Origin of the sequence: Nostoc sp. (assembly GCF_036917395.1) — a bacterium.
Taxonomy (GTDB): domain Bacteria; phylum Cyanobacteriota; class Cyanobacteriia; order Cyanobacteriales; family Nostocaceae; genus Nostoc.
In genome coordinates this window covers 41,023-66,499 of sequence record NZ_JBALDI010000054.1, presented here as the reverse complement: position 1 = coordinate 66,499, position 25,477 = coordinate 41,023, and the positions used below count along the sequence as shown (strand labels likewise).

Genomic DNA, 25,477 nt, shown 5'->3' with positions numbered 1-25,477 from the left:
TACTCGTGAATCCACCTCTGAACTCCGTTAACGAGTCTTTGAACTGGATGAATCCACCTCTGAACTCCGTCAACGAGTCTTTGATACTCGTGAATCCACCTCTGAACTCCGTTAACGAGTCTTTGAACTGGATGAATCCACCTCTGAACTCCGTCAACGAGTCTTTGATACTCGTGAATGAGTCTTTGAACTCCGTTAACGAGTCTTTGAACTCCATTAATGAGCCTTGGGGAGACAGCTACGCTTTGGTGGGGTGGGGTTCTTGGGGTTTAATAAGTAATCAAGCGGACATGATATAAGAGGTTTTATTATGCAAAACCGTCCCTCTGTGACTTCCAAAGGCACAGACTTGAAATTAGTTCAAGCCAGGGAGAGGTTCGTGGAACTGACGTCATATTACAGCAGAATTCAAGTATTTGAACCACATCTGTCGCAAGGGCACAGCATTGCTATGCCCCTACCGCGTGGTCTATTTACCTGAAAATAGCTGTAAATACATTGCGTAAGCGAAGCTTGTCGTAGACATCGCACCTTTGCCAAAACCTACCAGCTAGCCTCTGTACCCTACTAAACAAAACGCACACCAATTGTGATTAGTGTGCGTCTGCGGTTAGATTTTAGAAATTCTCGAACTTAGCGATCGCATCCTTCATCTTATCCACCACCTCATCTACAGGGATGACTCCCAATTCCCCAGAAGCGCGGGTACGGATACTCAAAGTGTTAGTTTCCACTTCCTTAGCTCCCACCACAGCCATCACGGGTATTTTTTCTTTCTCTGCATTGCGAATCTGTTTACCCAAGCGATCGCCACTGGTATCAACTTCTGCACGGATGCCCAACGCTCTCATTTTCGTTACCACATCTTTAGCAAAGTCTACCTGTATATCACCCACTGGCAGTAATCTAGCTTGCACTGGCGCTAACCACAAAGGAAAATCACCTGCATATTCTTCAATTAAAATCCCAATCAACCGTTCCAGTGAACCAAAAGGCGCACGGTGAATCATCACTGGACGTTTGCGAACACCATCTTCGGCGACGTATTCCAACTCAAAGCGTTCTGGCAAATTGTAATCAACCTGCACAGTTCCTAATTGCCACTCTCGATCTAGGGCATCACTAAAGATAAAGTCAAGTTTTGGCCCATAAAAAGCCGCTTCTCCAATACCTTCAAAGTGTTCCATCCCCAAGGTTTCAACTGCACGGCGAATTGCACCTTCGGCTTTGTCCCAAACTTCATCTGAACCGATGTACTTATCACTAGCAGGATCGCGGAAACTGAGTCTAGCTTTAAAGTTCTTCAGTTGCAGACTATTGAACACCGACAAAATCAAATCCACCACATTCAGGAATTCGCTATCTAGCTGTTCTGGGGTGACAAACAGGTGAGAATCATCCACTGTAAAACCGCGCACCCGCGTTAAACCGCCTAATTCCCCTGATTGTTCGTAGCGGTAAACAGTACCAAATTCCGCCAGTCGCATCGGTAGTTCCCGATAAGAGCGTAACTCACTCTTATATATTTGGATGTGGAAGGGGCAGTTCATCGGCTTCATAACGAAGCCCTGTTCCTGTGCAGCAGCTTCCTGATCATCTGCCATTAAGGGGAACATATCTTCTTTATATTTCTGCCAATGTCCAGAGGTTTTAAATAAATCTACTCTGGCAATGTGAGGCGTTACTACAGATAAATAACCCCGTTTTACCTGTTCTTGCTTGAGGAAGTCTTCTAAAGTACTGCGTAACAGAGTGCCTTTGGGTGTCCACAAAGGTAAACCCGGCCCCACTAGATCAGAAAATATAAATAATCCCAGTTCCTTACCCAGTTTCCGGTGATCTCGGCGTAGCGCTTCTTCTTTGCGTCGCTTATATTCAGTGAGTTGTTCTGGACTTTCCCAAGCGGTGGCGTAGATGCGTTGTAGTTGGGCTTTAGTTTCATCCCCACGCCAATAAGCACCAGCAACGCTTTCTAGTTCAACTGCTTTCGGGTTTAATTCACTAGTATTTTCCAGATGAGGCCCCGCGCACAAATCCCACCATTCATTCCCCACGTGGTAAATCGTGATTGGTTCCTCTTTGATATCTCCCAGGATTTCTAGCTTGTAAGGTTCCTTAATTTCCTGAATCCGGCGTTCGGCTTCTTCGCGGCTGACTTCTTCTTGAATTACTGGGAGTTTGCGATTGATAATCTTCACCATCTCTTTCTTGATGGCTTTGAGATCATTTTCGCTAAATGGTTCTGGATTGTCGAAGTCATAGTAAAAACCGTTTTCAATCCAAGGACCGATTGTAACTTGTGCCTTGGGAAACAGCTTTTGTACTGCCATTGCCATTACATGGGAAGCAGTGTGGCGAATCTTTTTTAAGTTCTCCGATTCGCTGGTACGCGGTAAATAAATTTTTTCAACTTGTTCTGAGGGTTCTGACTGATTCGATGATTTTAGCGACATTGGCTGCTGAACCATTGGCGAAGTGATTACAAAAGGTGATTTATCTGAATCTGTAGGCTTATTCAACTATAACGACTTTGATTTTTGCCAGTCCGGCTTTATGTTCCAACTACTGAATTAATTTTTAATCGGGGATAAAGATAAATTTTTGATTGCTTCCCTGAGTATCAAATTCAGAATTCCAGGCGTAGGCGTAGCCCGTCGTAGACATCGCTAAATTATTTGATAAATTGCAACTCGGTGTCAGCTATACCTATAGATGCCTCTCCAAAGGAAGTGTACAAACCCGATATCAAGACTATATAATGAATTATGTGTTCTTTGTTACATCTTTTCACATATTTTGAATTATGAGAGAAATAATAAAAGTGTTAAGAAACATAAAGAACGTTAATATTAGTAAGCAAGTTGGAAAAATAGTTCTCATTTATGTCAAACTCAAATGTACCAGGGCCTGAGTTGCTGAAAACGGTTTTAGAACCTTTGCTAGAAGATTTTCAGCATTGGTTTACGCGATCGCGCCATTTACTCGAAACTGAGCAACTATCATTTATGAGTGACCAAGAGCAATCTGACTTGCTCTTGCGGGTTAAGCAAGCGCAAGATGAACTAAATACGGCGAAGATGCTATTTACTGCAACTGATAAACAAGTCGGGATTGATATGGCAACGATAATGCCTTGGCATCAACTAGTAACAGAATGCTGGAATGTGGCAATGCGCTTCCGTCAAGGGCGTGAAGTCTAAGCAGCAGATGGGAGCATTTGCTAAATTTTGGCAGACTACTTAGCGATGTCTAACGACAAAATGCTAGATCAGTCGTTAAAGAGATAGTACAAAAATCTTAACAATTTATTAACATTATTTTGTTAATCAAAATATTGTATCCTATGTTACCGTAAGTTGGATAACGGTTGACAAATAGCTCCATATAAATGTAAGCGCACGTAAAAGAGCGCGTTAAATACTTGTCCTAACTGTGAGTCACAGTATCGGCGAAGTAAAGCGTTACAAAATAAAGTTTTAAAAATTGTTGTCTTGGAGGAAAATCTAATGTTACACCTGCTTTACATTCTTGCTTTTACAATCCTTGCATTTATAGCTGTTGGCAACTTAATTCGTAACCTGATCATGTTCAGTTTTGATCGGGATCGAACTTACCCGACGAATTCCTCGGCAATGAATAATCAAGGCAACTATGGTTATTATTCATCAAAAAAACAGTTTGTACCCCATCCAGAGTTATTAGATAGCGCCGGCAACTTAATTAAAGAGCCACTTTTGGTAATGCGTTCGATTAACGTTGAAGATGCGCGTCAACATCTCGATGCACTTTACGAAGCATCCCCAGGACATAAGAGAGAAAATTCAGAGGAAGCGTAAGAGGTTGTTTGAAAAGTCATAAAGTATACTCAAAACCCCGCTTCCATTCCTCTCCTCTATAGAAAAAAAGGCTTTTAAACCCCCATTAGCTTGTAGAGAAGGCTTAATCGGGGGTTAAGTTTCTGAGGTTTTGATGTTAATAACAATACTTTTCAAACATCCTCTAAGAGTTAGGAATTAGCAGTTTGGGTGTAAATAATTGTTGTTTTTACATCCTTAACCCAACTTTAAGCAGAAATTTATAACCATCTTTGAATTGGAAGCGATCGCGTCAGTAGATTGGTAAGTTAACATTGTGTTGTCCACTTGACGATTAAGTACTGGATTGTAACTGTAAGTTTTTATAGCAAAGCGTATTGACAACGTAAATACATCTTGCCTAGACTATGAGGTATGGATGTTTTTTTCGTGCTTAATGGTATCACCTTTATTTGGAACGAGGAGAGAGCTTGGATTAATCCTAGCAATCATGACGGCATAACATTTCAGCAAGCCGTAGAAGCTTTCTTCGATCCGTTTCTAGTGGTGGTTGATGCAAGCCGGAATGATGAAGAGCGGGATGCTGTGATTGACTTGGACAGACGATGGAATCTTCTCTACGTCGTCTACATTGAGCGTGAAAACGACATGATTCGGATTATCTCGGCTCGGAAAGCAACGCGCAAGGAACGTGAATATTATGAAAGCTGAAGTCTTAAAAAAGCGACTTGATCAAAATCGTCCAATGACGACAGTGACAATTCGCATTCCCGAAGATGTGATTGAGGATTTGAAGCGAGTAGCACCATTGTTGGGGTTTTCTGGTTATCAGCCATTAGTCCGTGCTTACATCGGACAAGGACTTAGAGCTGATCTTGAGCGACTTGAGGGTGATACTGTTTCGACATTGATTGCGAGCTTGAAACGGCATGGTGTAAGTGATGAGATAATTCGTGAAGCACTCAGCGAAGCTACTGGGCGAGACAGCAACAGTTAGTAACGGCAATATTCCTCTGTCATGAGTAGCGGGAGTTATCTGCTTGTGTTCGAGATTACTAGCATAGAATAACCTGTGATCTATTATTTACAAGTGCATTGACCAGATTTGAGTTCATAGTAGATGGACCACCAGTATCACAACAAGCTCGTAAGCGCGGTAAGGGCAATCCCATTCAAGATTGGAAAAAGACAGTGCTACAAGAGGCTGAAAAATACTGGTCTTCGGAACAAAAAACAGCTACTGGGTTGGTTATGCTCTAGATAACCTATTTCTATGATTCTGATGAAATGGATGTAGACAATATAGTGAAGCCTATTCAAGATGCAATTAAAGGATTAGCCTACGTCGATGATAAGCAAGTAAGCGACCTCCTAGTTAGAAAGAGGAATTTGTCAGGTAATTTTAAAGTAGAAAACATGACCTCGACATTGACGGAAGGCTTTGCCCGTCGCAATGAGTTCTTACATATTGTCGTAATTGATGCTCCTGATCAGGAGGTACTTACTTGATGGCAACTTCAACCGCAAATTTAGAAAGAGAGCGATTACTTAAACTAGCAGAGGAGTATCGTGAAAAGGGTTACGAAGTTTTTTTTCATCCAAATCTAGAAGACTTGCCTGACTTCCTTAATAGCTATCGCCCCGACATGATAGTACGTAGAGGAGAAGAAAATGTAGTTATTGAAGTCAAGTCACGCTCCTCACTTAACTCTTCTTCTAATCAATACTTAAGTAATTTAGCTAAAGCGGTAGAAAAACATCCTGGGTGGAGATTTGAATTAGTAATGACCAACCCAGAGGATATAATGTATTCTCTGAAAGCAGAGGGTTCTCTTCAAGAACATGAAATAGAATCACAGTTGCAAGTAGCAAGGCAACTTACAACGCAACATCCAGAATCGGCTATCCTATATTCCTGGTCTTTGGTAGAAGCAACTTTGAGACTTATTGCCCAAAAGGAAGAGCTAAGTTTACAAAGATTTGATCCACTGTACTTAGTGAAGCAATTAGCAATTGAAGGTATAATTTCAAAATCTGAGTATCAGTTACTAATGAATGCACTCCTATTACGTAATTCTATTGCTCATGGCTTCAAAACTACAGAACTTACGCAAAATTCTGTATATGAATTGATCGAGCTTACAGAGCAGCTATTAAGAACTCTACACACTGGTGATGAAGCAGATTAACACTGCGTTGGTTGGAGTGGATGGTAGGACAGACATGCTGCTAAATTTCAGATGATGCTTAGTGCGATGTCTACAACGGGCTACGCCTACGCACCAAGCATAAAATCGGGAGTGGTGAATTACCCACTCCCTACTCTTTCTAAGCTTCAATAACTACCCGAAGATTGCCCCGTTTTCTTGCAACGCGACAAGCAGTCGTAGTCCCAGAACGCTCGAATTCTAAATCGAGGATGGTGGGGCCGACTCGCAAATTATGAAAGGACAGGCGATTAATCGATTCTGGTAAAGCGGGGTCAATTATTCGCAAGCAGTTATTTTGAGCGTCAGGCACCAAATTGACCATCATTTGCAGCAGTTGGAAGATACTACCAGTAGCCCAAGCTTGGGGAGTACAGGCAACTGGATACTGCACAGGGGCATTATCACCGTTCCGTTCGTAGCCGCAGAAAAGTTCTGGAGGACGTTGGTAAGGCTGCCGACTAGTCATGTCGAATAAACCTTGGAAAAGTTCTAGGGCTTGATCAATCAGACCAAGCGATCGCAATCCCATTGCAATCAGAGCGTTATCATGGGGCCAAACTGAACCAATATGATAGCCCATTGGATTGTAAGCGGGTGACAAACTACTCAGGGTACGAATGCCCCAACCATTAAACATATCTGGTGCCCGCAAGCGTTCTGCTACACTATAGGCTTTTTCGGGTGTGAAGAGGCCCAAATGTAGACAATGACCAGGATTTGAGGTAATACTGTCTACTGGCTTGCCATCTCCATCCAAAGCTAAAGCGCAGAAATCTTGGTCTTCCACCCAAAAATCTTGATTAAAACGAACCTTAAGACTTCTAGCCTCTTCTAGCCAACGATCTGCCAAATCAAGCCGCTTCTTCATCCTAGCTATTTCCGCTAGGCGAATTTTTGCAGCATAGACATAAGCTTGCACCTCACAAAGGGCAATTGGGCCATTGGCTAATTCTCCCTTGTAGTCTACAATACAGTCGCCAGAATCTTTCCAACCTTGGTTAACAAGACCGCGTTTGGATTTACGGAAGTAACTGAGGTAGCTGGTTTGTTTGGTATTGCGATCGATCCACTCCATTGCTGCTAGAGCATTCGGCCAAAGTTGCTCTAAGAGTTCTTGATCATGAGTCCAAGCATAATGTTCGGCATACAGCATCAGCCATAGCGGAGTGGCATCAACTGTACCGTAGTAAGGTGTATGGGGAATTTCTTGACAACGAGCCATTTCTCCCAAACGTAACTCGTGCAAAATCTTACCCGCTTCTTCTTCGCGCCATTCGTCGTCGATTTGACCTTGGTATGTCGCCAGTAGTATCAGGGTTTCCTTGGCGATTTGCGAGTTTAACATCAGGGCTTGGGAAGCTGTAATCAGCGAATCTCGTCCAAATAGTGTAGAAAACCACGGCACTCCAGCAGAAACAGTCTTATGCTTACCAAAAGACTGGCGCAACAAATACATATCTTGTTCAGCCCGCTCAATCACTCGATTGAAGGTATTCTTATCTGAGCTAATGCGTGTAATTTGCTGTACCCAGTTTTGCTTCTCCATAAACTCGGCAGCTTTCGCCTGTCCTAAGGTGAAAGCTGCGCTTACAGTTGAACTGGACTGGTTGTTTTTCAACATATTCACTCGGTAGCCCAGCTTTTGAGTTTCGTGAGAAGCCAACTCTAGCTGCCAAACCGCAGTGTAACCCTTGAAATAGTTTGGTTGCCGCTGCTGAAATAGAATACGGGATTCCATCACCGACCCATCCAGACCTTGATAGGCGAGTGTTAAAGATTCTTCCCTAAAAGATGGTGGTTCTTTGGGTATAGGCAAAACGCCATCGACGAGAGAAAATGTTCCTTCTTCAGCCGTCGGTTCCGCTAGACGTAAAAGCCTACCTCGTTTTTCTCTGTCATAGCCCCGGACTTCAAATAAATCAAGAAAATCTGCATCAAAGCTGATGCTTAGTTCAAAACTGACGGTAGTTGTGCTGTAGTTAGATATCTCTATTTCTTCAAATAGTGCCCCATTCAGCACGATTTCCCGGCGAATTCCTACAGTGTCGGCTTTCAGGCGTTCGTCGATTCTGGGGTTGGTACACAAAACTGAGAGTGAAAACCCTTTCTCAGCAGTACTACTGAGGAGTACAGGCGATCGCCCTTCAATTTGCAACTCCAAGCGATTGAGAAATCTTGTATCACAACAAAACAGTCCCATGCTGGGATTGCCATCGTTGAGGGAACAACCAGAAATATTCCCGATCGTATCTGTTACAAAAAATAAATCATCATCTTTTACCGTCAGTGTCGGTTGTGGCCTTTGACTCACAACACAAGGCCACTCCGGGATTGGTAATTGTTCGGCAGGAATAAAAGTTTTTCCATCCAGGAAAATTTTTTCCGGGGTTATTAGCGTATCCGGTGTCATTAGTCAAAGTTCCGTGTACAGGTCTAGATTTTTGTGGTCTTCCGAGTAGAGGTCGCTGACACTCACAACTTCCGAAAAAATCCGCTCTCTAAAACTCGTTTGAGCTATTCTAGCCAAAGTAATCCTTACATACTGTTGACAAAATAGCAGCGCTCAAATCCATATAAGTAAATCTTGAGAAATTTCTATTTTATAAGTCTAAAGTCAAGAATGAAAACTGAGGATTTTGAAATAATTCATTAGTCATTCAACTTTCTCAAGACACAAAACATCTAGTATACTCAGGAAAAAGGCGAAAATTACAGCTTTTGTTGGATGTAGAGAGCATTCGTTCCCTACTATTATACGGTTTTGTCTTAAATCTCTTTGGTATTTGATTAGACAAATTTATGATAAATAATTAATTGATTAGATTTAATCAATAATTATGGATTAAATTATGTGAATGTAGCAGTAATGATTTTTGGGTAAGAAAATTTCTTTAGTGAGCATAAATACAATGTAGGTAAAGTCGCATGGACCATCAATCAATGATCAGTGGTTAGTAGTAATTAATTATTTGGTACTTAGTGCTGAAAGATTTTACCTGTATAAGCATATGCAAAGCTAGTCGAGAATGTATATTGGGCGTAGTAGCCGATGATTTGAAACATCTTTTTAACCTGATCCTACTGCCTGAAGGCGTGGGATTTCAAGGTCATTGGATGATTGGACATTGGAAAAAACCATGCTCCAAGTCGAGCGGTTGATTCCACCCCTAGAAGAGATGGACTACAAGCCGACTTTCTGTAAATGAAACTGTACGCGCTCCTGCTATTTAGTAACAAAGTGTTGCGTTTACGTTGGTGAAAAGTGCTTTTTAGCGTTCTTTACATATTGCAACTAGTCTATTTAACTTGAAAGCCCCTTGTAATTTGTACAATGCAGCTGTGACGTGGATCTTGTTGAGATTGGGCGTTAAACGATAATTCATGAGCATTTCAACTTCTGTGCTGAGTGATCTGCTAAAGTCCCTACCCTACTTGCGGTCCCAGCTATATTTCAAGGCTTCACTAACGGCGCTCTCCCATGCGATGGAAGATCAAGTTTTGGCTGGGACTTTAGCCCAACCCCTTGTAATTGCTAGTTTCCAGCGAGAGCGATTCTACCGCCAAGAAGCTCATCGCTACCAGCGACTAGCTTTACGAAGTAATCAAGTATACGTATTATCTGCTCCAGAAACTGATTTTACCAATTTTATCAATAGTTCAGAACACTACGAAAGGGTAGCTTTTGAGCCAAATGATGGCTTAAGTCAAGAGTGGCATTTGATAGTGATTGCCGACAATTACGCGACTTGTCTGGTTTGCCGGGAAAGCCTTGGTTCTATTGCCAAAAATAGGCAACTACCGGAACTAAGCCCGAATCTGGATATAGACGCAGCGCGAAGATTTGAGGGAATTTGGACATCAGAAAGGGGAGTTAGCCTCAAAGCAGCCGAATTGCTCTTAGACAGGATTTTGGTTTACAGACCAGAATTAGCAAGCAAAATTGAGGAGGGATGCCAAAGGTTTGGCATCAAAGAGCCGCGAAGCTACTCTGGAGCAGAACAGATCAACGAATATGCTTGTGACATCGATACTGATCCCTTTGTGCAGCGCTTACTAACTTATTTGCAAGCTAGCCAGTACAAATTGCACAAAGCCTACCGTTCAATTGCTGCCCAAGCACGTAAAGAACGATTAGTCAATACGATTAGCACTGCCATTCGGCGATCGCTCGATCCTCACGAAGTTCTCCAGGTGGCGGCACAAGAATTAGGACAACACTTAGAAGCTTGTCGCTGTCTAATTTACCGCGCTCAAGCCACAGATAGCCAAGCCATAATGGAACACGAGTTTTTGACTCCTGGTATTTTATCTGTTCGTGGGCAAACCTGGGAGTTAGAGAAAAATTCTCTCTTTCAGGACATAGTGGAACAAGGCGAAGGTGTTTGTGTAAGCGATACGCTGATTGACCCTCGCGTTACCGATTCGCCGGGACTTTCCTTGATTGCCAAAAAGTTTGCCATTCGTTCTTGGCTGATGGAACCAGTATTTTATCAAGGGCGATTATTGGGCATCGTGGAGTTGCACTACTGCCGAATGCCACCGCACGAGTGCCAACCTGGGGAATTGGATTTGGTAAAAGCGATCGCTACCCAAGTGGGAGCAGCTCTCATCCAAGCGGAAGCTTACGCCAACCTAGAAGAACTTAACCAGCAGCTAGAAGCCCTAGACCGCACCCGCAGCAATCTCATAGCCATTACCGGGCACGAACTGCGTACCCCCCTATCCACAATTCAAGTGTGCCTGGAAAGTCTCGCTAGTGAGCCGGATATGCCCTTGGAGTTGCAGCAGGTCATGCTCAACACTGCTCTTTCTGACTCAGAGCGGATGCGAAAACTGGTACAAGATTTCCTGACACTTTCCAACTTAGAAAGCGGTCGCGTGGAATGGCATCCAGAATCCCTCAGTTTACAAGAGTGTGTGGATTTATCACTTAGCCGCAATCGCACGCGTTCCTCAACGGAAAAGCCGCCCAAAATCAAAACTCAAATTGCCCAAAACTTACCTTTGGTTAGAGCTGATGGTGATTGGCTGGTAGAGGTACTGGCAAAACTCATAGACAATGCTTGTAAATTTACACCACCCCAAGGAGAAATCACTATTAAAGCAGTTCAGAACAGCCATCAAATGGTCGAGGTGACTGTAGCTGACACTGGACGCGGCATTGAACCGAATCGTTTAAAAGTAGTTTTTGACCGCTTCTATCAAGAAGAGGGAGCGCTACGCCGCACCACTGGCGGAACTGGACTTGGTTTAGCAATTTGCCGTCAAATTGTTAATGGCTGGGGTGGGGAAATTTGGGCAGAGTCAACTGGCAAAGACCAGGGTAGTCAGTTTCACTTCACCATACCGATTGTTCAGAGTAGCCATGAGGAAAAGCGGACAAAAGTCAAGAGTAAATAATATTGGGCATTGGGCATTGGTTTTTGACTAATGACAAATGACTAAAAGACTAAAAACTGTTACAGTCTATGACGCGATCGCAATATGATCCTGGTTGCGGTGTTAGGATTCCCTAAAAACGTTGAGAGAATACTTTATGGCAGAAACACTCTCTGGACAAACCCCACTATTCGGTGGCAGCACCGGTGGCTTGCTCAGTAAAGCAGCAGTGGAAGAAAAGTACGCTATCACTTGGACTAGCCCGAAAGAGCAAGTTTTTGAATTGCCTACAGGTGGTGCTGCTATTATGCGGAAAGGTGAAAACCTGCTGTATATAGCTCGTAAAGAATATGGCATCTTTTTGGGCGGTCAACAACTCCGGAAACTCAAAATTACAGATTATAAAGTTTACCGGATTTTACCCAACGGAGAAACCACTTTACTTCACCCAGCTGATGGTGTCTTCCCCGAAAAGGTTAACCCAGGTCGTGACAAAGTGCGTTATGTAGACCGCCGTATCGGACAAAACCCCAGTCCAGCTAAAGTTAAGTTCAGCGGTGTTTATACCTACGACGCTCCGTAACTAGCTGTTAGTAGCTAATGGGTAATTAGTAATGGGTAATTGGTAAGAAAAATAATTACCCATTACCCATTACCAATTACCAATTACCTTTAAAAAATAATGATGTTTCCGGATTTCTCCCAGTTTTGCACCCTAGCGCAACAAGGCAACTTTGTCCCGGTATATCAAGAATGGGTAGCAGACCTAGATACGCCCGTATCTGCTTGGTATAAAGTATGTGCAGGTCAGCCCTATAGCTTTTTGTTGGAATCGATAGAAGGTGGAGAAAAACTAGGACGCTATAGTTTAGTGGGCTGTGATCCGGTTTGGGTTTTGGAAGCAAGGGGCGATCGCACGACACAGACAAACCGCGATGGTTCGCAGGTCGTTTTTGCAGGCGACCCTTTTACAGCTTTAGCCGAATGTTTAGCACCTTATAACCCAGTTAAGTTACCACAGCTACCGCCAGGAATTGGCGGGTTATTTGGGTTTTGGGGCTATGAATTAATTCGCTGGATTGAGCCGCGCGTGCCAATTTATCCACCAGATGAGCGAAATATCCCTGATGGGTTGTGGATGCAGGTAGACCACCTATTGATTTTTGACCAGGTAAAGCGGAAAATTTGGGCGCTTGCTTATGCTGATTTACGTGACCCCAAAGTAGATTTAAAAGCAGCATATCAACAAGCTGGCGATCGCGTCACCCAAATGCTCGAAAAGCTATCTTTACCCTTATCGCCGCAAAAAACCAGATTGGAATGGAAACCGCCTGGAAGCAGGGGAGTAGAGGAGCAGGGGAGCAGGGGAGCAGAGGAATACACCAGCAACTTCACCCGCCCAGATTTTTGTGCTAGTGTCCAAAAAGCAAAAGAACATATTAAAGCAGGCGATATCTTCCAAGTAGTAATTTCCCAGCGACTATCAACACCATACACAGGCGACCCCTTTGCCCTTTACCGCTCCCTACGTCAGATAAATCCTTCGCCTTACATGGCTTACTTTAACTTCCAAGATTGGCAAATCATCGGTTCCAGTCCCGAAGTGATGGTGAAAGCTGAAACTGATCCACATGGTGGAGTGATAGCAACGGTACGTCCGATTGCAGGGACGCGTCCACGGGGTAAAACCATCAATGAAGATGCAGCCTTCGCTAAGGATTTACTAGAAGATCCTAAAGAAATTGCCGAACATGTAATGCTTGTTGATTTAGGGCGGAATGATTTGGGGCGTGTTTGTGAAAGTGGTAGCGTCAAAGTTGACGAATTAATGGTAGTTGAGCGCTACTCCCATGTGATGCACATTGTTAGCAATGTTGTGGGTAAATTAGGACTTGATAAAACAGCATGGGATTTACTAAAAGCTTCCTTCCCAGCAGGTACGGTAAGCGGCGCACCCAAGATTAGGGCGATGGAAATTATCCACGAGTTAGAGTCTAGCCGTCGGGGTGTTTATTCCGGTGTGTATGGATATTACGATTTTGAAGGACAATTAAATACTGCGATCGCAATTCGCACAATGGTAGTGCATGATAATACGGTGAGTGTACAAGCCGGTGCAGGTTTGGTGGCTGATTCTGAGCCAGAGAAAGAATACGAAGAGACGCTGAATAAAGCTAGAGGTCTATTAGAGGCGATTCGTTGTTTGCGTTGAACTTGGGGACTTGGGACTGGGAAATTTGTTCCAAAATATGTTTGGGGTCAAAGCAAATTAGATAATTTTTCCGTTCTTTACGCAATCTCCAGTCCCTTTTACTTTCGCCTATAATTAATTGCACACTGGTTTTTGTTGGTTAATTGTAAAACCAGACTTGATATAAGTACAGTAATAGTTCTATTTGCTGTATGAGAATCCAGACTAGACTTTAAAAGTTGATATAACAATATTCTTCTATTTTGAATTACATAGGTTTTACTTTGAAGTGCAAGATGTTTGGAAACAATTTGTGCTACTTCTGGTTTTGCAGACTCAGCCCAACAATAAAGAATCTGCGATCGCTACTGCGCCGTGTAGCCGCCGTCCATCAGGTGGAAACTGCGTGACTATGGCTACTTTGTCTACAAACTCGGACACTGATTTATCCTCTTTGTCTTTCGGTCATCCCCTCAAGCATGAGCGGCCTAACTCTTATCTATGCAGATATTCTTTGTTTAAGATCCCTTCTTAGGATTTAGACTATAAAGTATTTTGACATACTCCCCTAATTAAATTGGGGGGATTGGTAGAATTGAGAGAAGTTATTGCTAACCTCCCCGTCCCATCCGAAACCGTGCGTGCGAGATGAGAGAAAAGTATCTGCATCGTCGTCAATACCTGATTCTCTCCAGCAACTTTCATGATCAATTTCTCTGGTAGGGTAGTCGTCAGAAAATGGTAAGCGTTTATATTCAGAGCGACAGTGGTTACTATAGTGACAACTGGTAAGCTACTCTCTTCCCAGTTTAAGATTACCTATTTCCTTATGACAAACACTATTTCAATTACCGATTCCCTGGTTCCTAATCCTGTACCGAAACCAGCAATCATTCGACTAGAAAACATTTTCAAGATTTATGGTAGTGGCGAAACAGAAGTACGAGCGCTGAATGATGTCAACCTAATTGTGGAACAGGGCGAATATTGTGCAATCATGGGGCCTTCAGGTTCTGGTAAATCTACAGCCATGAATATTATCGGTTGTTTAGACCGTCCCACAGGCGGACATTATTACTTAGATAACCTCGATGTAGCTCAAATGGACGATCACTCATTGGCACACATCCGTAATAAAAAACTGGGGTTTGTGTTCCAACAATTCCACCTATTGCCCCAACTAACAGCATTAGAAAATGTGATGTTGCCGATGGTGTATGCTAATATCAACCCAAAAGAAAGAAGCGATCGCGCAACAGTTGCACTGACAAGAGTCGGTTTAGCAAATCGCCTCAATAACAAACCAACTCAGCTATCTGGTGGACAACAACAACGAGTAGCGATCGCTCGGGCCATTGTCAATCGTCCTGTGGTACTCTTAGCCGATGAACCCACTGGCGCTCTTGATACGCGCACAACCGAAGAAGTATTGGATATCTTTCGCGAACTCAATGTCAGTGGAATCACCGTTGTGATGGTAACTCATGAACCAGAAGTTGCTCGTCAAACCCAGCGCATCGTTTGGTTCCGTGATGGTCAAGTGGTACACTCCAATCTCACACCTTCTGACTTGAATCAGCTTGCTGTGTCATAAATTCTTAATTTGTTGACTGCTTGTTTACAGATGATTCTATCCAATTTTACAAAAAACTTGGCTTTACCGAAAGAGAAACTTGTATGGAGCAGATAATCGGTAAATGGTTGGTGAACACATCATTAACAGATAGCTAAATAGCAAGCCTATTTGATTTTTAAGAATTTAAAACCCCAGATTCCCGACTTCTTTAATAAGTCGGGGATCTTGTTTTCACGGTTATGGATATGGATTTAGTCTAATTACAAACTTGACGTTTTGCCAGTTTCTGCTTGCGTTGCGATCGGCTTAACATCCGTGTAACCCACTTCACCAGCTATTGTCCGAAACACCGACATTTGTTCTTCAAATTCTAATCCTTCAATTTGCGAAACCAAATCATTAATTTCTTTAGCTGGCTGGTAGCTACTTGGCAAATCAACTACCGTATCCCCCATAGCTACCGCCCAAGCATACCAAACTAACAGTTGGTTGTTTTCTTTGATCGCCCCATAAGCACGAGAATATTCTGTATCTTTGCGGTTAACTATATCCCGCATGATATCTAGTTGCTGCTCATCTGATAACTCAAAATAGTCTCCTAGCAGAAGTGGTGCTAAGTCTGGTTCAGCAGCAGCAGGAGCAGCTGGGGTGATCGAGTCACCCATTTTTTTATAAACCAAATAGAACCAGGCTAATTTTGCATCGGTATCTAAGGCGTTAAACGCATCCACCAAGTTTTGGGTTTCATTGCTCTGAGCTTGAGAAATATTTTTATCGTAACTTGCAGTCATAAATTTGTTTCCAAAGAAATTTTACCCGCCAAACTAAGGCTTACCAAAGTTTGAACATCAAATTCTACTACCTATAGAAAGATTTAAAATAATTTAAAATTGCAGCTTTAATCTACCTTTTAATAGAGGTAAAAGTCTCCCGCAAGAAGCAAGAAAGCAGCAGATTACTTTGTTATGATCGCCACAGCAATAAAAAATTTACCTAAGGTTTTAATTATGCCTGATGAAGAAGTGAAGCCGAATTTAAATGAAGCTTCCACCCAGGATGCACAATTAGCTGCCGAAAGTATAGCTAGTGGTGAAGAAAAAGCGCCAACGGTGGATTTTGATAAAGATTATGCAACTGCACAACAATTCAGCGTCAGTGATGTAGATCGCACAGGTAAAGGTGCAGCAGCAGCCGAAGCAGCGACTGCACCTGAATATCAAACCTCTAAACCACAAGAGACAACAACTAAAGCGCAGTCAACTGGTAATCCTGATGATTTTCTAGAGTTAGCAAAGGAAGTTGGAAATTCTCCGACTGAGAGTGTAAGCAATGTCAGTGACGATCTAGTAAAACAAGCTTTGGAAAAGGGTGAACGGAAAAATTAAGTTTTCCTGATATCTTGCTATTTTGTTGGGTGGGCAATGTCACAAATATTAAAGTTTAAGTTTTCGGCATTGGTAGATATTGCCCTTTTTACTGTTTTGGTCAATCGCTAATAGTTAGGATTTTTACTATCGACTTTTGATTATTGATCAATTAGCGACTATTCATCACTTCGAGTAGTTCGCTAGGTCGCTGAATTAAATAATCTGGATTTTGCTTTGCTAGTATTTCCGGTGAATTAAAGCCCCAAGTCACTGCAATCACTTGGATATTTGCTTTTCTTGATGCTTCTATATCTCTGGTTTCATCTCCGACATAAATAACTTCTTCAGGTTTGAGTTGATTTTGCCTCAATACATTATTGATTATGGTTGTTTTGCCAAAAATTGTAATTCCTGAGTAAATAAAATCAAAGAGGTGATTTAAATCATTAATTGTCAGGAATTGCGTAACATTCTCTTTAGAATTAGAAGTGATAATGCCCAGTTTATATCCTTGATTTTGGAGTTCCATTAATGCTTCTTTAATTCCCGGAATGGGCTTTAATTCGGGAATTTTGTTTTTTAATTCCCCTTTAACTTTTTTAACTAGAAAAGGGATCTTAAATAGAGAAACTCCTGAATACTTAATAATTTCCCTAGATGTTAAGTTTTTAAGGAGGGCTAATTGCTCTGGACTTATGTGTCTATAACCAAAGTCTATAGCTAGACGATTAGCAATACTAACAAGGGCATCTACTGTATCAGCAATAGTGCCATCAAAGTCAAAAATAATTACTTTCGGGGTCATTCTTTCGCCTGGATGCGTCAAGATTAGCTAGGGCATTGCGTCGTAACATTTCAGGCTTAATCCGCCGCAAGGCAGATACTGGAAATCGTTTATCCCACTCCTGATCTGAGATTTGGGCTAATTCTAGCAGTTGGGGAGCAATATTCCCAGGATAAGGCTGAAAGTCTTCAATATCTGTTGTGCTGGCAAAACGTTGATTCCAAGGACAAACATCTTGACAAATATCACAACCAGCAACCCAGCCTTGCAAATGAGGTGTGAGTGTCTGTGGCAATTCCTCTGCCCGATTTTCAATTGTATGATAAGCAATGCAGCGATTAGCATCCACGACAAAAGGCTGAGTAATTGCACCCGTAGGACAAGCCTGAAGACAACGAGTACAGCTACCGCAGTGTTCTGTATGCGGACGATCGCTCTCTAATTCCAAATTTGTCAACACTTCTCCCAAAAATACCCAAGAGCCATATTCCGGTGTAATCACATTACCATTTTTGGCAATCCAACCAATTCCGGCAAGTTGAGCCAACACTTTATCTTGCACCGGGCCAGTGTCTGCATAATAACGAGATCGTACACCTTGATCAAGTGATTCTAGCCATGTAGATAGCTGCTTGAGTTTTTTATGCATCACCTTGTGATAATCCCTTCCCCAACCATAACGGGAAATTTTGGCGTATTCCTCGCCTTCGGGACGTTGATGTGGTGTATAGTAATTCAGCGCCACACACACTAGCGATCGCGCTTCTGGCATCACTAAGCGGATATCCTGACGTTTTGGATTAGCCATCCATTCCATATCGGCGTGATAACCCAGTTCAATCCATGCTTGTAACCTCTGCGTTTCTGTGGCATCTACCCTATCTACATCAGCAATTCCAACTTTGTGAAAGCCCAACTCGCTGGCTTTTTCTTTCACTACACTGCTGCTTGTTACGGAATACTGATTCATTTTTTTTATCTAGATTTTGCCTAACTAAAGGCATGTTAATTTTACGTTACGTAGTCAATATCCTTGATTAAGATTTGTTACTTACCTAGATAGAAATTTTATTTATAGCCTAGAAACTACTTCTTTAGAAGATGTTAATTCAGGTTTGTCTAATTACAGCGGATTTTAATTTAGTGAAGTATACAACCTAAGTCTCCAAGCCAGAAATCAAGGCTGTTTTACTTCTAATTCATAAATTCTGCTTTAAAACTTCCATCGTGAGGAAGATTTAGCAATATGTAGTAATCTATCTCAATAGCAGCTTTCTTTTTACCTATTTTTATATTTAAATTAATATTCAGTATGATACAGGCAATTCTATCACCGACAAAGATTCATGATACAGAGCAACTAAATTTATTTATAGGGATTATTAATTTTGAATTTTGAATTGGGAGCGAAGCGACGTGACCTCTGCTGAATTTATATCGCCAGCGCAGTTGAAAGAAGAATTCCAGATTGAGGGAATTACAGAAACAAATGTACTGCGTTATTTTGAAACCTTAAATGCAGGAGAATTTGAGGCAACTGCTGCCTTATTTGCGGTAGATGGTGTGATGCGTCCACCATTTGAATCTGATATTGTAGGGACAGATGCGATCGCAGCCTACTTAAAACAAGAAGGCCAAAACATTAAAGCTTATCCAAACGCAGGAATAGCTGAGACTTTAGAAAATGGTGATATCCAAGTTCAAATAACAGGCAAAGCACAAACCTCATGGTGTAGTGTGAATGTCTTGTGGCTATTTATCCTCAATCAACAAGGGCAAATTTTCTATACTAGAATCAAACTTTTAGCTTCTCCCCAAGAATTACTTTCTTTACGTCGTGAAAATTAAAAATAAGTATAATTACTTTAGAGAATGTGCTTATACCTAAAACAAAATCTCGGCATTGAAAATTCGTATAAATCAGATTACTTGAAAAATAGTAAGTTTTGTCTATTGGACTAATTCGGGTAAAGTAGCTTCTAACTTGAGACAGTTGGCACCATTAATCTGCAACTGATAATCTACTTTATCCATAAGACGATTCATAATTAGCCAACCATAACCACCTTCTTGTTTTTCCATAGGATTTGGAGCGTAGTAGGTAGACATATCAAAGCCTTCGCCGTAGTCCCAAATTTCTAGGGCAAGATCCCGATCTTTGACTTCCAAGCGCAATAAAATTGGTAAATTTGGTTTGTCCTTGTGGGCATGACGGACTGCATTTGAGTAGGCTTCCACCAAAGCTAGTCTCAAACGACTTGATTGCCGTGACCAATCCACAGAATCTCCTAACTGGATTTTCAAACATCCCAGCAACCAGTTTTCGACAATATTCAGAAAATTCAAGTCACTTGGTACATGAAGCTCACTTTTCATTACTTACAAAATCTCCAGCGAAAGTATAGTTTGATCGTCTTCTTGAACGTGGTTATCTGCCTGGATGCGAGCTAGTAAATGGTTAAGAGAAAGTGGTTGTTGTTCTTCTTGTAACAGTTGCCAAAGACCATCTTGATTCAGCATAGAACGATTAACTGACTCAATGCCAGACCCAGTTTCTACTGCTAAATCAAAATTATTTGATACCATTGCTTCTGTAATTCCATCGCTGGCCAGTAACAATGTGTCTCCAGCAGCGAGAACCAAGCGACCAGACTGTGCCTGCCACTTGGGCAAGATCCCTAAAGGAACGCTGCGGACTTTGAGGTAATTAGGATTGTCAGCTAAAGCGCCTTGGCGTGACCATAACAGTGGATAGATATGACCGGCATTAGTGTAGACGAGTTCCTTAGTGGTAGGGGTATAACAGGCTAACACAAGAGTGATGAAATAATTGTTGCTAATTAAATCTTCACTGAGAGCGTGGTTGAGGTTTTGCATAACCACATTCGGCTCGGCTGGTGCTTCTTGAGATAATTCCCGGCGCAAAACTGAAATAATACTAGCCATAAATAAAGCAGCTGGGACGCCCTTGCCAGAGACATCACCCACTGCTAACCACAAATCACCTTTGGGATGAACAAAAACTTCAAAAAAATCGCCTCCTACTTCTCGCGCCGGGTAACAGCAGGCTTGCACCTTCACACCTTTGATGTCAGGTAAACTTTGGCGTAGCAAGTTGTATTGAATTTGGCGAGCTACTTCCAATTCATTATGAATCTGCTGTTGCTTTTCTTGGAGACGCTGGTAGAGTTTTGCTTGAGAGAGGGCTAAGGCTGCTTGTTCGGCAACACCTGCAATCAGTTGGATGTCTTCGTCTTGCCAGAAGCGATCGCCTCCACATTGGTGGAGGGCCAGCACAGCCAACAAATGCTGCTGGTAGCTAAGTGGCACAACCAGGTGGTGACAGGGGTTGCCGTCATATATTTCTTGAGCAAGTTGATAATGACGGGTTTCCAGTACTTTTTCAATTAAAGGACTGGGATCGAAGAAGGAATCTGATACACGGGATTGAGGATCGCGGTATGAGAACTGGTCTTGTGTCAGGCGATCGCCCTCTACTGGTCTGAGCAAACAACTGGTAGCTTCAAATCTTTGTCCAATAGTTGCTACAATCTTTTGCAGCATACTGTCGTAGTCTAAAGATTCCCGAATTGCTGTTGTTACCGCATTAAACAAAGATTCTCGCCGTAGGGACCGACGCAACTCTTGCGTGCGCTTCTTAACTAGGCGATATGTATCAGCGGCTTGCTCAACTAATGCCCTGAGTTTATCTGGATTCCAGGGTTTGGTAATGTACTTGAATACCTGACCAGAGTTAATCGCATCCACCAAATCTTCGACATCAGTAAAACCAGTTAACAAAATCCGAATCGTGTCTGGAAAGCGCTCTACAGTGCGACTAAAAAATTCCGTACCACTCATTTCTGGCATTCTTTGGTCAGAAATAATCACCGCCATTTCGCCAAATTGATCCAAGACTTCCAGAGCACCAAAGGCATGATTGGCTTTATATACTTGATAATCTCGCCTAAAAGTGCGGTAGAGTAAATCTAAGTTATCTGGCTCATCATCTACCACCATGAGTTTAAGTTTTTCCAACCCGATCTCAGCCATATTTGACTTTAGTTTTCACATATTTGAATAGCGAGATAGTGTGATGTTTATCCCACCTGATAAATAATAGAAAATCAGAGAAGCCATACACTTTGAAATAACTTTCTCAAAGTCGTGAGTTTCCCTTGATCATCCTCAATTGCTCCACACCAAAATTAACTTTATCCAACTAACCCAGAACGCAAGGCGCGGACTGCTGCTTGGGTACGGTCATCGGCACATAGCTTATTCAAAATATTGCGAACGTGAGTTTTAACAGTCCCAACAGTGATGTAAAGTCTTTCCGCAATTAGTGCATTACTACAACCTTCGACAATCAACTGTAACACTTCTAACTCCCTTTCTGTCAGGCTGTAAGGTTGAATTCCTTCCAGATTCTCGACATCATCAGGGTTAGAGGCAATAGTTTTGATATCGACAAAAGCCGATTCCAACTTCTGAGGATTTTGTTGCGCTTGTTGTAATACAATCCGAGCGATCGCTGGATCGATCCAGGCGTTGCCATTGTAAGTTACTCGTATTGCTTCCAGCAAATTATCAAATTTGATATCTTTCATACAGTAAGAGTCTGCACCAGCTGCAAAAGCTGCCAACACAGCTTCTTTGTTATCCCGCAGTGTCAAAATTAACACCTTTGTGACTAGCTGCTGCCCATTAACAGTAGATTTAACCTCCCGTGTCAGCTCAATGCCATCCTTATCTGGTAAACCAATATCTACAATGGCAATATCTGGTTGTACCATTTTTAACATTCTTAATCCTTCAGCAGCATTGGCAGCTTCACCTACAACTTCAATTTCATCCTTTTGCAGTAATGCTGTCCGAATACCCACACGAGTTAGATCATGATCTTCAATCAGAGCGATACGAATTTTACTCATAGCCAACTTCAGCCCGTTACACTACCTTAACCGTAAAGTCGAGTTTCGTGACATACTCCCACACTAATTGCAAGCAGTATAGTGGGGGCTTCTGTTCCCGGAACCAGAGTTGCGAGTTGAGCGCGCCCAAGACTAATTAGTTTAATTATGCTTTCTATTGTTGCAGGGCAAGGGGGAATCTCTCCTGCCTAAGTTCTAATATAAGAAAATTTGATAAACTTAACATTCAAGGAAATCTGGTGTGATTACTCAAGAATAGGCTATGTCTAACGGCAATCAAGTATTTTCAGTATTGGGAATACCAGTTCATGTAATGGCTAACTATCCAGGCTGGTTGTTAGAATGCCTGCACGCAGGTAGAGGAACTCATGTAGTAACGCTCAATGCAGAAATGATTATGCAGGCAGAGCGAAATCATTTCTTAGCTCAGGTGATTAAAAATGCTGAATTAGTGATTCCAGATGGAGCCGGGGTTGTTCTGTATTTGCGGTGGCTGTTATGGCAAAAAGTGCAGCGTTTTCCAGGGATTGAACTAGCAGAAAAACTTTTGCAAGAACTTGGGCAACAGAAGACAGGAGCAAAGGTATTTTTCTATGGAGCAGCGCCTGGAGTGGCCTCAATTGCGGCAGATTTTTGGCAGCAGCAAATTCCAGATTTGAGTATAGTAGGCACTCACTCAGGCTACCATTCCCTAGAAGAAGAAGCACAATTGCAACAAACTCTTGCTCAATTGCAGCCACAAGTGATTTTTGTCGGTTTGGGAGTGCCACGTCAAGAGTTATGGATTGCCGAAAACCGCCATTTGTGTCCTCAAGCAATTTGGATTGGCGTTGGTGGCAGTTTTGATATTTGGTCGGGAACTAAAACTCGTGCTCCCGCCTGGTTAGGAAATAATCATTTGGAATGGTTGTATCGGCTTTATCAAGAACCTTGGCGCTGGCGGCGGATGTTGGCTTTGCCAGCATTTGCTGTGAAAGCGTTTGTTTATCGTTTGACAGCAAGGGGTGCAATTAGTTAGGAGGGGAGAGACGCGATTAATCGCGTCTGTACTGGGTGTTATTACTTAGTTAGTATTAAAGTCTTTAAAAAATTTAAAATTTTCTTTGTTGAATTTTAAATTCCCAGGCGAAACCTGGGAATCCTTATTTTGAGAGGAATGTCACATCTAAGCCGGCAAACTGTTTGGTTGTGGGTATGAGGAAAATTTAACAATGCCAGTATTAACAACTCAAGTTAAAACACACAAATCCGTTCATAGAGAAAACAGTGAAACTCAACAGCACGGTAGTAATACTACTGCAAAGGTGCAATTGCAATCTGTAACCAAGACTTATACTAACGGCACTCACGCCTTGTTGAATGCGAACCTTGAGGTAAAAAAGGGAGAATTTCTGTTTATCACTGGGCCAAGTGGTTCAGGTAAATCAACGCTCTTGAAACTGCTGTATGGCCAGGAATTACCCACACAGGGAGAAGTAATTGTTGACGAATGTAATGTAGCAGGTTTACGGGGCGATCGCTTGTCATTATTGCGGCGACGGATTGGCATTGTGTTTCAAGACTACAAATTGATTAGCCAACGAACAGTAGCGGAAAATGTAACTTTTGTGCTGCAAGCTCAAGGGTATACCCGTAAAGAAATTCAACGACGCCTAGAACCAACCTTGAAGCTGGTGGGTTTGCTGAGTAAAGCTGATTGCTTTCCAGATCAACTCTCTGGGGGAGAGCAACAGCGGGTGAGTATTGCGCGAGCGATCGTTGGTACACCACCGCTGCTGTTGGCGGATGAGCCTACTGGAAATCTCGATCCAGATAATTCCTGGCAAGTGATCCAGATTCTCCAGAAGTTAAATTCCTTTGGGGCTACAGTAATTGTTACCACCCACGATGAACAGTTGGTGCGGCGATGCAATCATCGGGTAGTGCAAGTTCGCAATGGACGGCTGTCTAGAAAATAAGCATTGGGTATGGGGCAAATAACTAATGAACGTGGTGCTTGACTTTTGCTGATACGGGTATGAAAGTTGTTGCTGTTTTGGGTGCTAGGACTTGTAGGCGATGGTCTCCGACCGACCGGAGGTCATCGCAGGCTTGTAAACTCTTAAAAGCTGCCTCTCGGATCACAACTTCCTCCTCTCGACTGAGTAGGAGTTGCAAGCATTCGACAACATCTTGCTGCACTGAAGAATCAACTCGCTTACGGCTGATGATTTTAGTTAGTTGACGTAGGGCAATCAACCGCTTCAATGGATCTTTTTCTGTTAAATTGACCAACAACTGATCGAGGTGGTCTTCTTCTCGATTTTCATAGAAGTTGACAATTTGCCATACCAATAAAATTAAAGTTAATAGGGTTCCCAGACCTTGCACAATAGCACCAGCAGCAATCCAGGGACTGTGAGAGTCAACCCAAATTGCAGCTGCCATGTAAGTGCTGACAGTAGCAAGACCACCACTGACGACTGCTAAAGCTAACCGACGATTTGAACTGTTTAAGAACTTACGGATCTTAGACCAGTGCAATTGCCAGTCCCAATCCTGCATTGAGTAAACCAATACCATTATCCCAACGCCGATTAACAGAGCCAATAGCAGTTTCCAGTTCCACAACAACATGGCAACGACAATTGTCAGAAACCCAAGAAAGCCCCCAGGCCCAGAGAAGCGCTTAAATGTTTGTTGCTTTGTAGCTCCTTTTGTCTTGAACTTTGTCAGCGACCAGTTCCATCTGGGGATCTGGTTGATCAATTGCTGCCAAGAAGACGAAGCCTGTGCCACAGTGTTTACCTACTTGATTACAAAATTACCTATTGTATAAGTTTTACTAGGGATGAAGAAAGGGTGAAGCCCCAAACCACAAGATGCCCGGTTTTCATGGACGGATAGTAGACTAGTACAGGACGGCGGAAATCAAGATAACATTTTAAATGCCTTAGAGCAAGGGCGTAAAGGCTTTTTAAATTCTGAATGCGTGAATTTTGCGAATTTAAAGACAAAAGCGAAAGTTATCAAGGGTGAATTGACCATCAAAAGCACAGAAGGTAACGCTGTAAATGTTATTCACAGTTATGGATAATCAGGTATTGGGGGAAATTGCCGAGTCTGAATTGGCAAGATTAGCGCTTGGTAGTGGAGTTTGATCGAGGAGTTGGCGATCGCGATCATCGGCAAAAAGCACTAGCCGTTGCGAACTAGTGACAGCATTAACCGAGTTAAGGGAC

General features: G+C 42.5%; 25 protein-coding genes and 2 pseudogenes. 17 read left to right on the top strand and 10 right to left on the bottom strand.

Annotated features, from left to right (window positions below):
* Positions 1 to 299 (top strand): hypothetical protein (locus V7K46_RS19045; protein ID WP_335115777.1); only part of this gene is annotated, 299 nt, incomplete at its 5' end.
* An 11-nt stretch (positions 300 to 310) separates the two neighbouring features.
* Positions 311 to 481: a hypothetical protein gene (locus V7K46_RS19040; protein ID WP_335115775.1), complete on the top strand. Its 171-nt coding sequence runs from the start codon at positions 311 to 313 to the stop codon at positions 479 to 481.
* A gap of 136 nt (positions 482 to 617) precedes the next feature.
* Here the strand turns inward: V7K46_RS19040 and thrS are convergent, their stop codons facing one another.
* Positions 618 to 2,468: a threonine--tRNA ligase gene (gene thrS / locus V7K46_RS19035; RefSeq protein WP_335115779.1), complete on the bottom strand. Its 1,851-nt coding sequence runs from the start codon at positions 2,466 to 2,468 to the stop codon at positions 618 to 620.
* 414 nt (positions 2,469 to 2,882) lie between these two features.
* Between thrS and V7K46_RS19030 the strand changes: the two genes are divergently transcribed.
* The 7 genes and pseudogenes from V7K46_RS19030 to V7K46_RS19000 all read left to right on the top strand — a co-directional run bounded on the left by V7K46_RS19030 (position 2,883) and on the right by V7K46_RS19000 (position 6,004).
* On the top strand, positions 2,883 to 3,200 hold the full coding sequence (locus V7K46_RS19030) for a DUF2605 domain-containing protein (protein ID WP_273763075.1): 318 nt from the start codon (positions 2,883 to 2,885) through the stop codon (positions 3,198 to 3,200).
* Between the two features lie 306 nt (positions 3,201 to 3,506).
* The gene (locus V7K46_RS19025) at positions 3,507 to 3,836 is read left to right on the top strand and encodes a DUF2973 domain-containing protein (protein ID WP_298914881.1); all 330 of its coding nucleotides are present in this window, start codon (positions 3,507 to 3,509) and stop codon (positions 3,834 to 3,836) included.
* A gap of 393 nt (positions 3,837 to 4,229) precedes the next feature.
* Positions 4,230 to 4,526 carry a BrnT family toxin gene (locus tag V7K46_RS19020; RefSeq protein ID WP_335115773.1) on the top strand — a complete coding sequence of 99 codons (297 nt, stop codon included), beginning with the start codon at positions 4,230 to 4,232 and terminating at the stop codon, positions 4,524 to 4,526.
* Positions 4,516 to 4,812, top strand: coding sequence for a hypothetical protein (locus V7K46_RS19015; RefSeq protein ID WP_335115771.1), 297 nt, complete (start codon positions 4,516 to 4,518; stop codon positions 4,810 to 4,812). Before V7K46_RS19020 ends, V7K46_RS19015 begins: the two co-directional genes overlap by 11 nt.
* Before the next feature lie 98 nt (positions 4,813 to 4,910).
* Complete coding sequence (locus V7K46_RS19010; RefSeq protein WP_335115769.1) at positions 4,911 to 5,075, top strand: hypothetical protein; 165 nt, start codon at positions 4,911 to 4,913, stop codon at positions 5,073 to 5,075.
* A gap of 27 nt (positions 5,076 to 5,102) precedes the next feature.
* Positions 5,103 to 5,192: pseudogene (locus V7K46_RS19005) on the top strand (RusA family crossover junction endodeoxyribonuclease); the annotation flags it as partial.
* Between the two features lie 131 nt (positions 5,193 to 5,323).
* Positions 5,324 to 6,004, top strand: a complete 681-nt coding sequence (locus V7K46_RS19000; protein WP_335115767.1) for a hypothetical protein — start codon at positions 5,324 to 5,326, stop codon at positions 6,002 to 6,004.
* Positions 6,005 to 6,143: 139 nt separating this feature from the next.
* On the opposite strand, the gene V7K46_RS18995 is transcribed toward V7K46_RS19000, so the two are convergent.
* Positions 6,144 to 8,435 (bottom strand): amylo-alpha-1,6-glucosidase, encoded by a 2,292-nt coding sequence (locus V7K46_RS18995; protein WP_335115765.1) that lies wholly within the window; start codon positions 8,433 to 8,435, stop codon positions 6,144 to 6,146.
* A gap of 971 nt (positions 8,436 to 9,406) precedes the next feature.
* Between V7K46_RS18995 and V7K46_RS18990 the strand changes: the two genes are divergently transcribed.
* From V7K46_RS18990 to V7K46_RS18975, 4 genes are all read left to right on the top strand, one after another.
* Entirely contained in the window at positions 9,407 to 11,425 is a 2,019-nt protein-coding gene (locus V7K46_RS18990) for a DICT sensory domain-containing protein (protein WP_335115763.1), read from the top strand.
* A gap of 136 nt (positions 11,426 to 11,561) precedes the next feature.
* Entirely contained in the window at positions 11,562 to 11,987 is a 426-nt protein-coding gene (locus tag V7K46_RS18985; RefSeq protein WP_335115761.1) for a photosystem I reaction center subunit II PsaD, read from the top strand.
* A 99-nt stretch (positions 11,988 to 12,086) separates the two neighbouring features.
* Entirely contained in the window at positions 12,087 to 13,616 is a 1,530-nt protein-coding gene (trpE, locus tag V7K46_RS18980) for an anthranilate synthase component I (protein ID WP_335115759.1), read from the top strand.
* 808 nt (positions 13,617 to 14,424) lie between these two features.
* Positions 14,425 to 15,189, top strand: coding sequence for an ABC transporter ATP-binding protein (locus V7K46_RS18975; protein WP_335115757.1), 765 nt, complete (start codon positions 14,425 to 14,427; stop codon positions 15,187 to 15,189).
* Between the two features lie 242 nt (positions 15,190 to 15,431).
* On the opposite strand, the gene V7K46_RS18970 is transcribed toward V7K46_RS18975, so the two are convergent.
* Positions 15,432 to 15,962 carry an orange carotenoid protein N-terminal domain-containing protein gene (locus tag V7K46_RS18970; protein WP_298914922.1) on the bottom strand — a complete coding sequence of 177 codons (531 nt, stop codon included), beginning with the start codon at positions 15,960 to 15,962 and terminating at the stop codon, positions 15,432 to 15,434.
* Positions 15,963 to 16,136: 174 nt separating this feature from the next.
* On the opposite strand from V7K46_RS18970, the gene V7K46_RS18965 reads away from it, so the two are divergent.
* Positions 16,137 to 16,556, top strand: coding sequence for a hypothetical protein (locus V7K46_RS18965; protein ID WP_335115755.1), 420 nt, complete (start codon positions 16,137 to 16,139; stop codon positions 16,554 to 16,556).
* A 151-nt stretch (positions 16,557 to 16,707) separates the two neighbouring features.
* Here V7K46_RS18965 and V7K46_RS18960 read toward each other — a convergent pair whose 3' ends face one another.
* Positions 16,708 to 17,343: an HAD-IA family hydrolase gene (locus tag V7K46_RS18960; protein WP_335115753.1), complete on the bottom strand. Its 636-nt coding sequence runs from the start codon at positions 17,341 to 17,343 to the stop codon at positions 16,708 to 16,710.
* Positions 17,318 to 18,292 (bottom strand): tRNA epoxyqueuosine(34) reductase QueG, encoded by a 975-nt coding sequence (gene queG, locus V7K46_RS18955; RefSeq protein ID WP_335115752.1) that lies wholly within the window; start codon positions 18,290 to 18,292, stop codon positions 17,318 to 17,320. Before queG ends, V7K46_RS18960 begins: the two co-directional genes overlap by 26 nt.
* 446 nt (positions 18,293 to 18,738) lie before the next feature.
* On the opposite strand from queG, the gene V7K46_RS18950 reads away from it, so the two are divergent.
* Positions 18,739 to 19,170: a ketosteroid isomerase family protein gene (locus V7K46_RS18950; RefSeq protein WP_335115750.1), complete on the top strand. Its 432-nt coding sequence runs from the start codon at positions 18,739 to 18,741 to the stop codon at positions 19,168 to 19,170.
* Positions 19,171 to 19,272: 102 nt separating this feature from the next.
* On the opposite strand, the gene V7K46_RS18945 is transcribed toward V7K46_RS18950, so the two are convergent.
* The 3 genes from V7K46_RS18945 to V7K46_RS18935 all read right to left on the bottom strand — a co-directional run bounded on the left by V7K46_RS18945 (position 19,273) and on the right by V7K46_RS18935 (position 22,256).
* Positions 19,273 to 19,698, bottom strand: coding sequence for an ATP-binding protein (locus V7K46_RS18945; RefSeq protein ID WP_273763103.1), 426 nt, complete (start codon positions 19,696 to 19,698; stop codon positions 19,273 to 19,275).
* A gap of 3 nt (positions 19,699 to 19,701) precedes the next feature.
* On the bottom strand, positions 19,702 to 21,375 hold the full coding sequence (locus V7K46_RS18940) for a SpoIIE family protein phosphatase (RefSeq protein WP_335115748.1): 1,674 nt from the start codon (positions 21,373 to 21,375) through the stop codon (positions 19,702 to 19,704).
* A 161-nt stretch (positions 21,376 to 21,536) separates the two neighbouring features.
* Entirely contained in the window at positions 21,537 to 22,256 is a 720-nt protein-coding gene (locus V7K46_RS18935; protein ID WP_335115746.1) for a response regulator transcription factor, read from the bottom strand.
* 262 nt (positions 22,257 to 22,518) lie between these two features.
* Between V7K46_RS18935 and V7K46_RS18930 the strand changes: the two genes are divergently transcribed.
* Together V7K46_RS18930 and ftsE are read left to right on the top strand one after the other, a co-directional pair.
* The gene (locus tag V7K46_RS18930; RefSeq protein WP_335115744.1) at positions 22,519 to 23,274 is read left to right on the top strand and encodes a WecB/TagA/CpsF family glycosyltransferase; all 756 of its coding nucleotides are present in this window, start codon (positions 22,519 to 22,521) and stop codon (positions 23,272 to 23,274) included.
* 193 nt (positions 23,275 to 23,467) lie between these two features.
* A complete protein-coding gene (ftsE, locus tag V7K46_RS18925; protein WP_335115742.1) occupies positions 23,468 to 24,214 on the top strand; it encodes a cell division ATP-binding protein FtsE in 747 nt (248 codons plus the stop codon).
* A gap of 22 nt (positions 24,215 to 24,236) precedes the next feature.
* Here the strand turns inward: ftsE and V7K46_RS18920 are convergent, their stop codons facing one another.
* Both V7K46_RS18920 and V7K46_RS18915 read right to left on the bottom strand, forming a co-directional pair.
* Positions 24,237 to 25,034, bottom strand: coding sequence for an armadillo-type fold-containing protein (locus V7K46_RS18920; protein ID WP_335115740.1), 798 nt, complete (start codon positions 25,032 to 25,034; stop codon positions 24,237 to 24,239).
* Positions 25,035 to 25,242: 208 nt separating this feature from the next.
* Positions 25,243 to 25,470: pseudogene (locus V7K46_RS18915) on the bottom strand (hypothetical protein); the annotation flags it as partial.
* Positions 25,471 to 25,477 lie beyond the last annotated feature (7 nt).

Excerpts from the sequence above, each read along its gene's own strand:
- V7K46_RS19040 (WP_335115775.1), top strand. The coding sequence starts at position 311 with ATGCAAAACCGTCCCTCTGTGACTTCCAAAGGCACAGACTTGAAATTA.
- thrS (WP_335115779.1), bottom strand. The coding sequence starts at position 2,468 with ATGGTTCAGCAGCCAATGTCGCTAAAATCATCGAATCAGTCAGAACCC.
- V7K46_RS19030 (WP_273763075.1), top strand. The coding sequence starts at position 2,883 with ATGTCAAACTCAAATGTACCAGGGCCTGAGTTGCTGAAAACGGTTTTA.
- V7K46_RS19025 (WP_298914881.1), top strand. The coding sequence starts at position 3,507 with ATGTTACACCTGCTTTACATTCTTGCTTTTACAATCCTTGCATTTATA.
- V7K46_RS19020 (WP_335115773.1), top strand. The coding sequence starts at position 4,230 with ATGGATGTTTTTTTCGTGCTTAATGGTATCACCTTTATTTGGAACGAG.
- V7K46_RS19015 (WP_335115771.1), top strand. The coding sequence starts at position 4,516 with ATGAAAGCTGAAGTCTTAAAAAAGCGACTTGATCAAAATCGTCCAATG.
- V7K46_RS19000 (WP_335115767.1), top strand. The coding sequence starts at position 5,324 with ATGGCAACTTCAACCGCAAATTTAGAAAGAGAGCGATTACTTAAACTA.
- V7K46_RS18995 (WP_335115765.1), bottom strand. The coding sequence starts at position 8,435 with ATGACACCGGATACGCTAATAACCCCGGAAAAAATTTTCCTGGATGGA.
- V7K46_RS18990 (WP_335115763.1), top strand. The coding sequence starts at position 9,407 with ATGAGCATTTCAACTTCTGTGCTGAGTGATCTGCTAAAGTCCCTACCC.
- V7K46_RS18985 (WP_335115761.1), top strand. The coding sequence starts at position 11,562 with ATGGCAGAAACACTCTCTGGACAAACCCCACTATTCGGTGGCAGCACC.
- trpE (WP_335115759.1), top strand. The coding sequence starts at position 12,087 with ATGATGTTTCCGGATTTCTCCCAGTTTTGCACCCTAGCGCAACAAGGC.
- V7K46_RS18975 (WP_335115757.1), top strand. The coding sequence starts at position 14,425 with ATGACAAACACTATTTCAATTACCGATTCCCTGGTTCCTAATCCTGTA.
- V7K46_RS18970 (WP_298914922.1), bottom strand. The coding sequence starts at position 15,962 with ATGACTGCAAGTTACGATAAAAATATTTCTCAAGCTCAGAGCAATGAA.
- V7K46_RS18965 (WP_335115755.1), top strand. The coding sequence starts at position 16,137 with ATGATCGCCACAGCAATAAAAAATTTACCTAAGGTTTTAATTATGCCT.
- V7K46_RS18960 (WP_335115753.1), bottom strand. The coding sequence starts at position 17,343 with ATGACCCCGAAAGTAATTATTTTTGACTTTGATGGCACTATTGCTGAT.
- queG (WP_335115752.1), bottom strand. The coding sequence starts at position 18,292 with ATGAATCAGTATTCCGTAACAAGCAGCAGTGTAGTGAAAGAAAAAGCC.
- V7K46_RS18945 (WP_273763103.1), bottom strand. The coding sequence starts at position 19,698 with ATGAAAAGTGAGCTTCATGTACCAAGTGACTTGAATTTTCTGAATATT.
- V7K46_RS18940 (WP_335115748.1), bottom strand. The coding sequence starts at position 21,375 with ATGGCTGAGATCGGGTTGGAAAAACTTAAACTCATGGTGGTAGATGAT.
- V7K46_RS18935 (WP_335115746.1), bottom strand. The coding sequence starts at position 22,256 with ATGAGTAAAATTCGTATCGCTCTGATTGAAGATCATGATCTAACTCGT.
- V7K46_RS18930 (WP_335115744.1), top strand. The coding sequence starts at position 22,519 with ATGTCTAACGGCAATCAAGTATTTTCAGTATTGGGAATACCAGTTCAT.
- ftsE (WP_335115742.1), top strand. The coding sequence starts at position 23,468 with ATGCCAGTATTAACAACTCAAGTTAAAACACACAAATCCGTTCATAGA.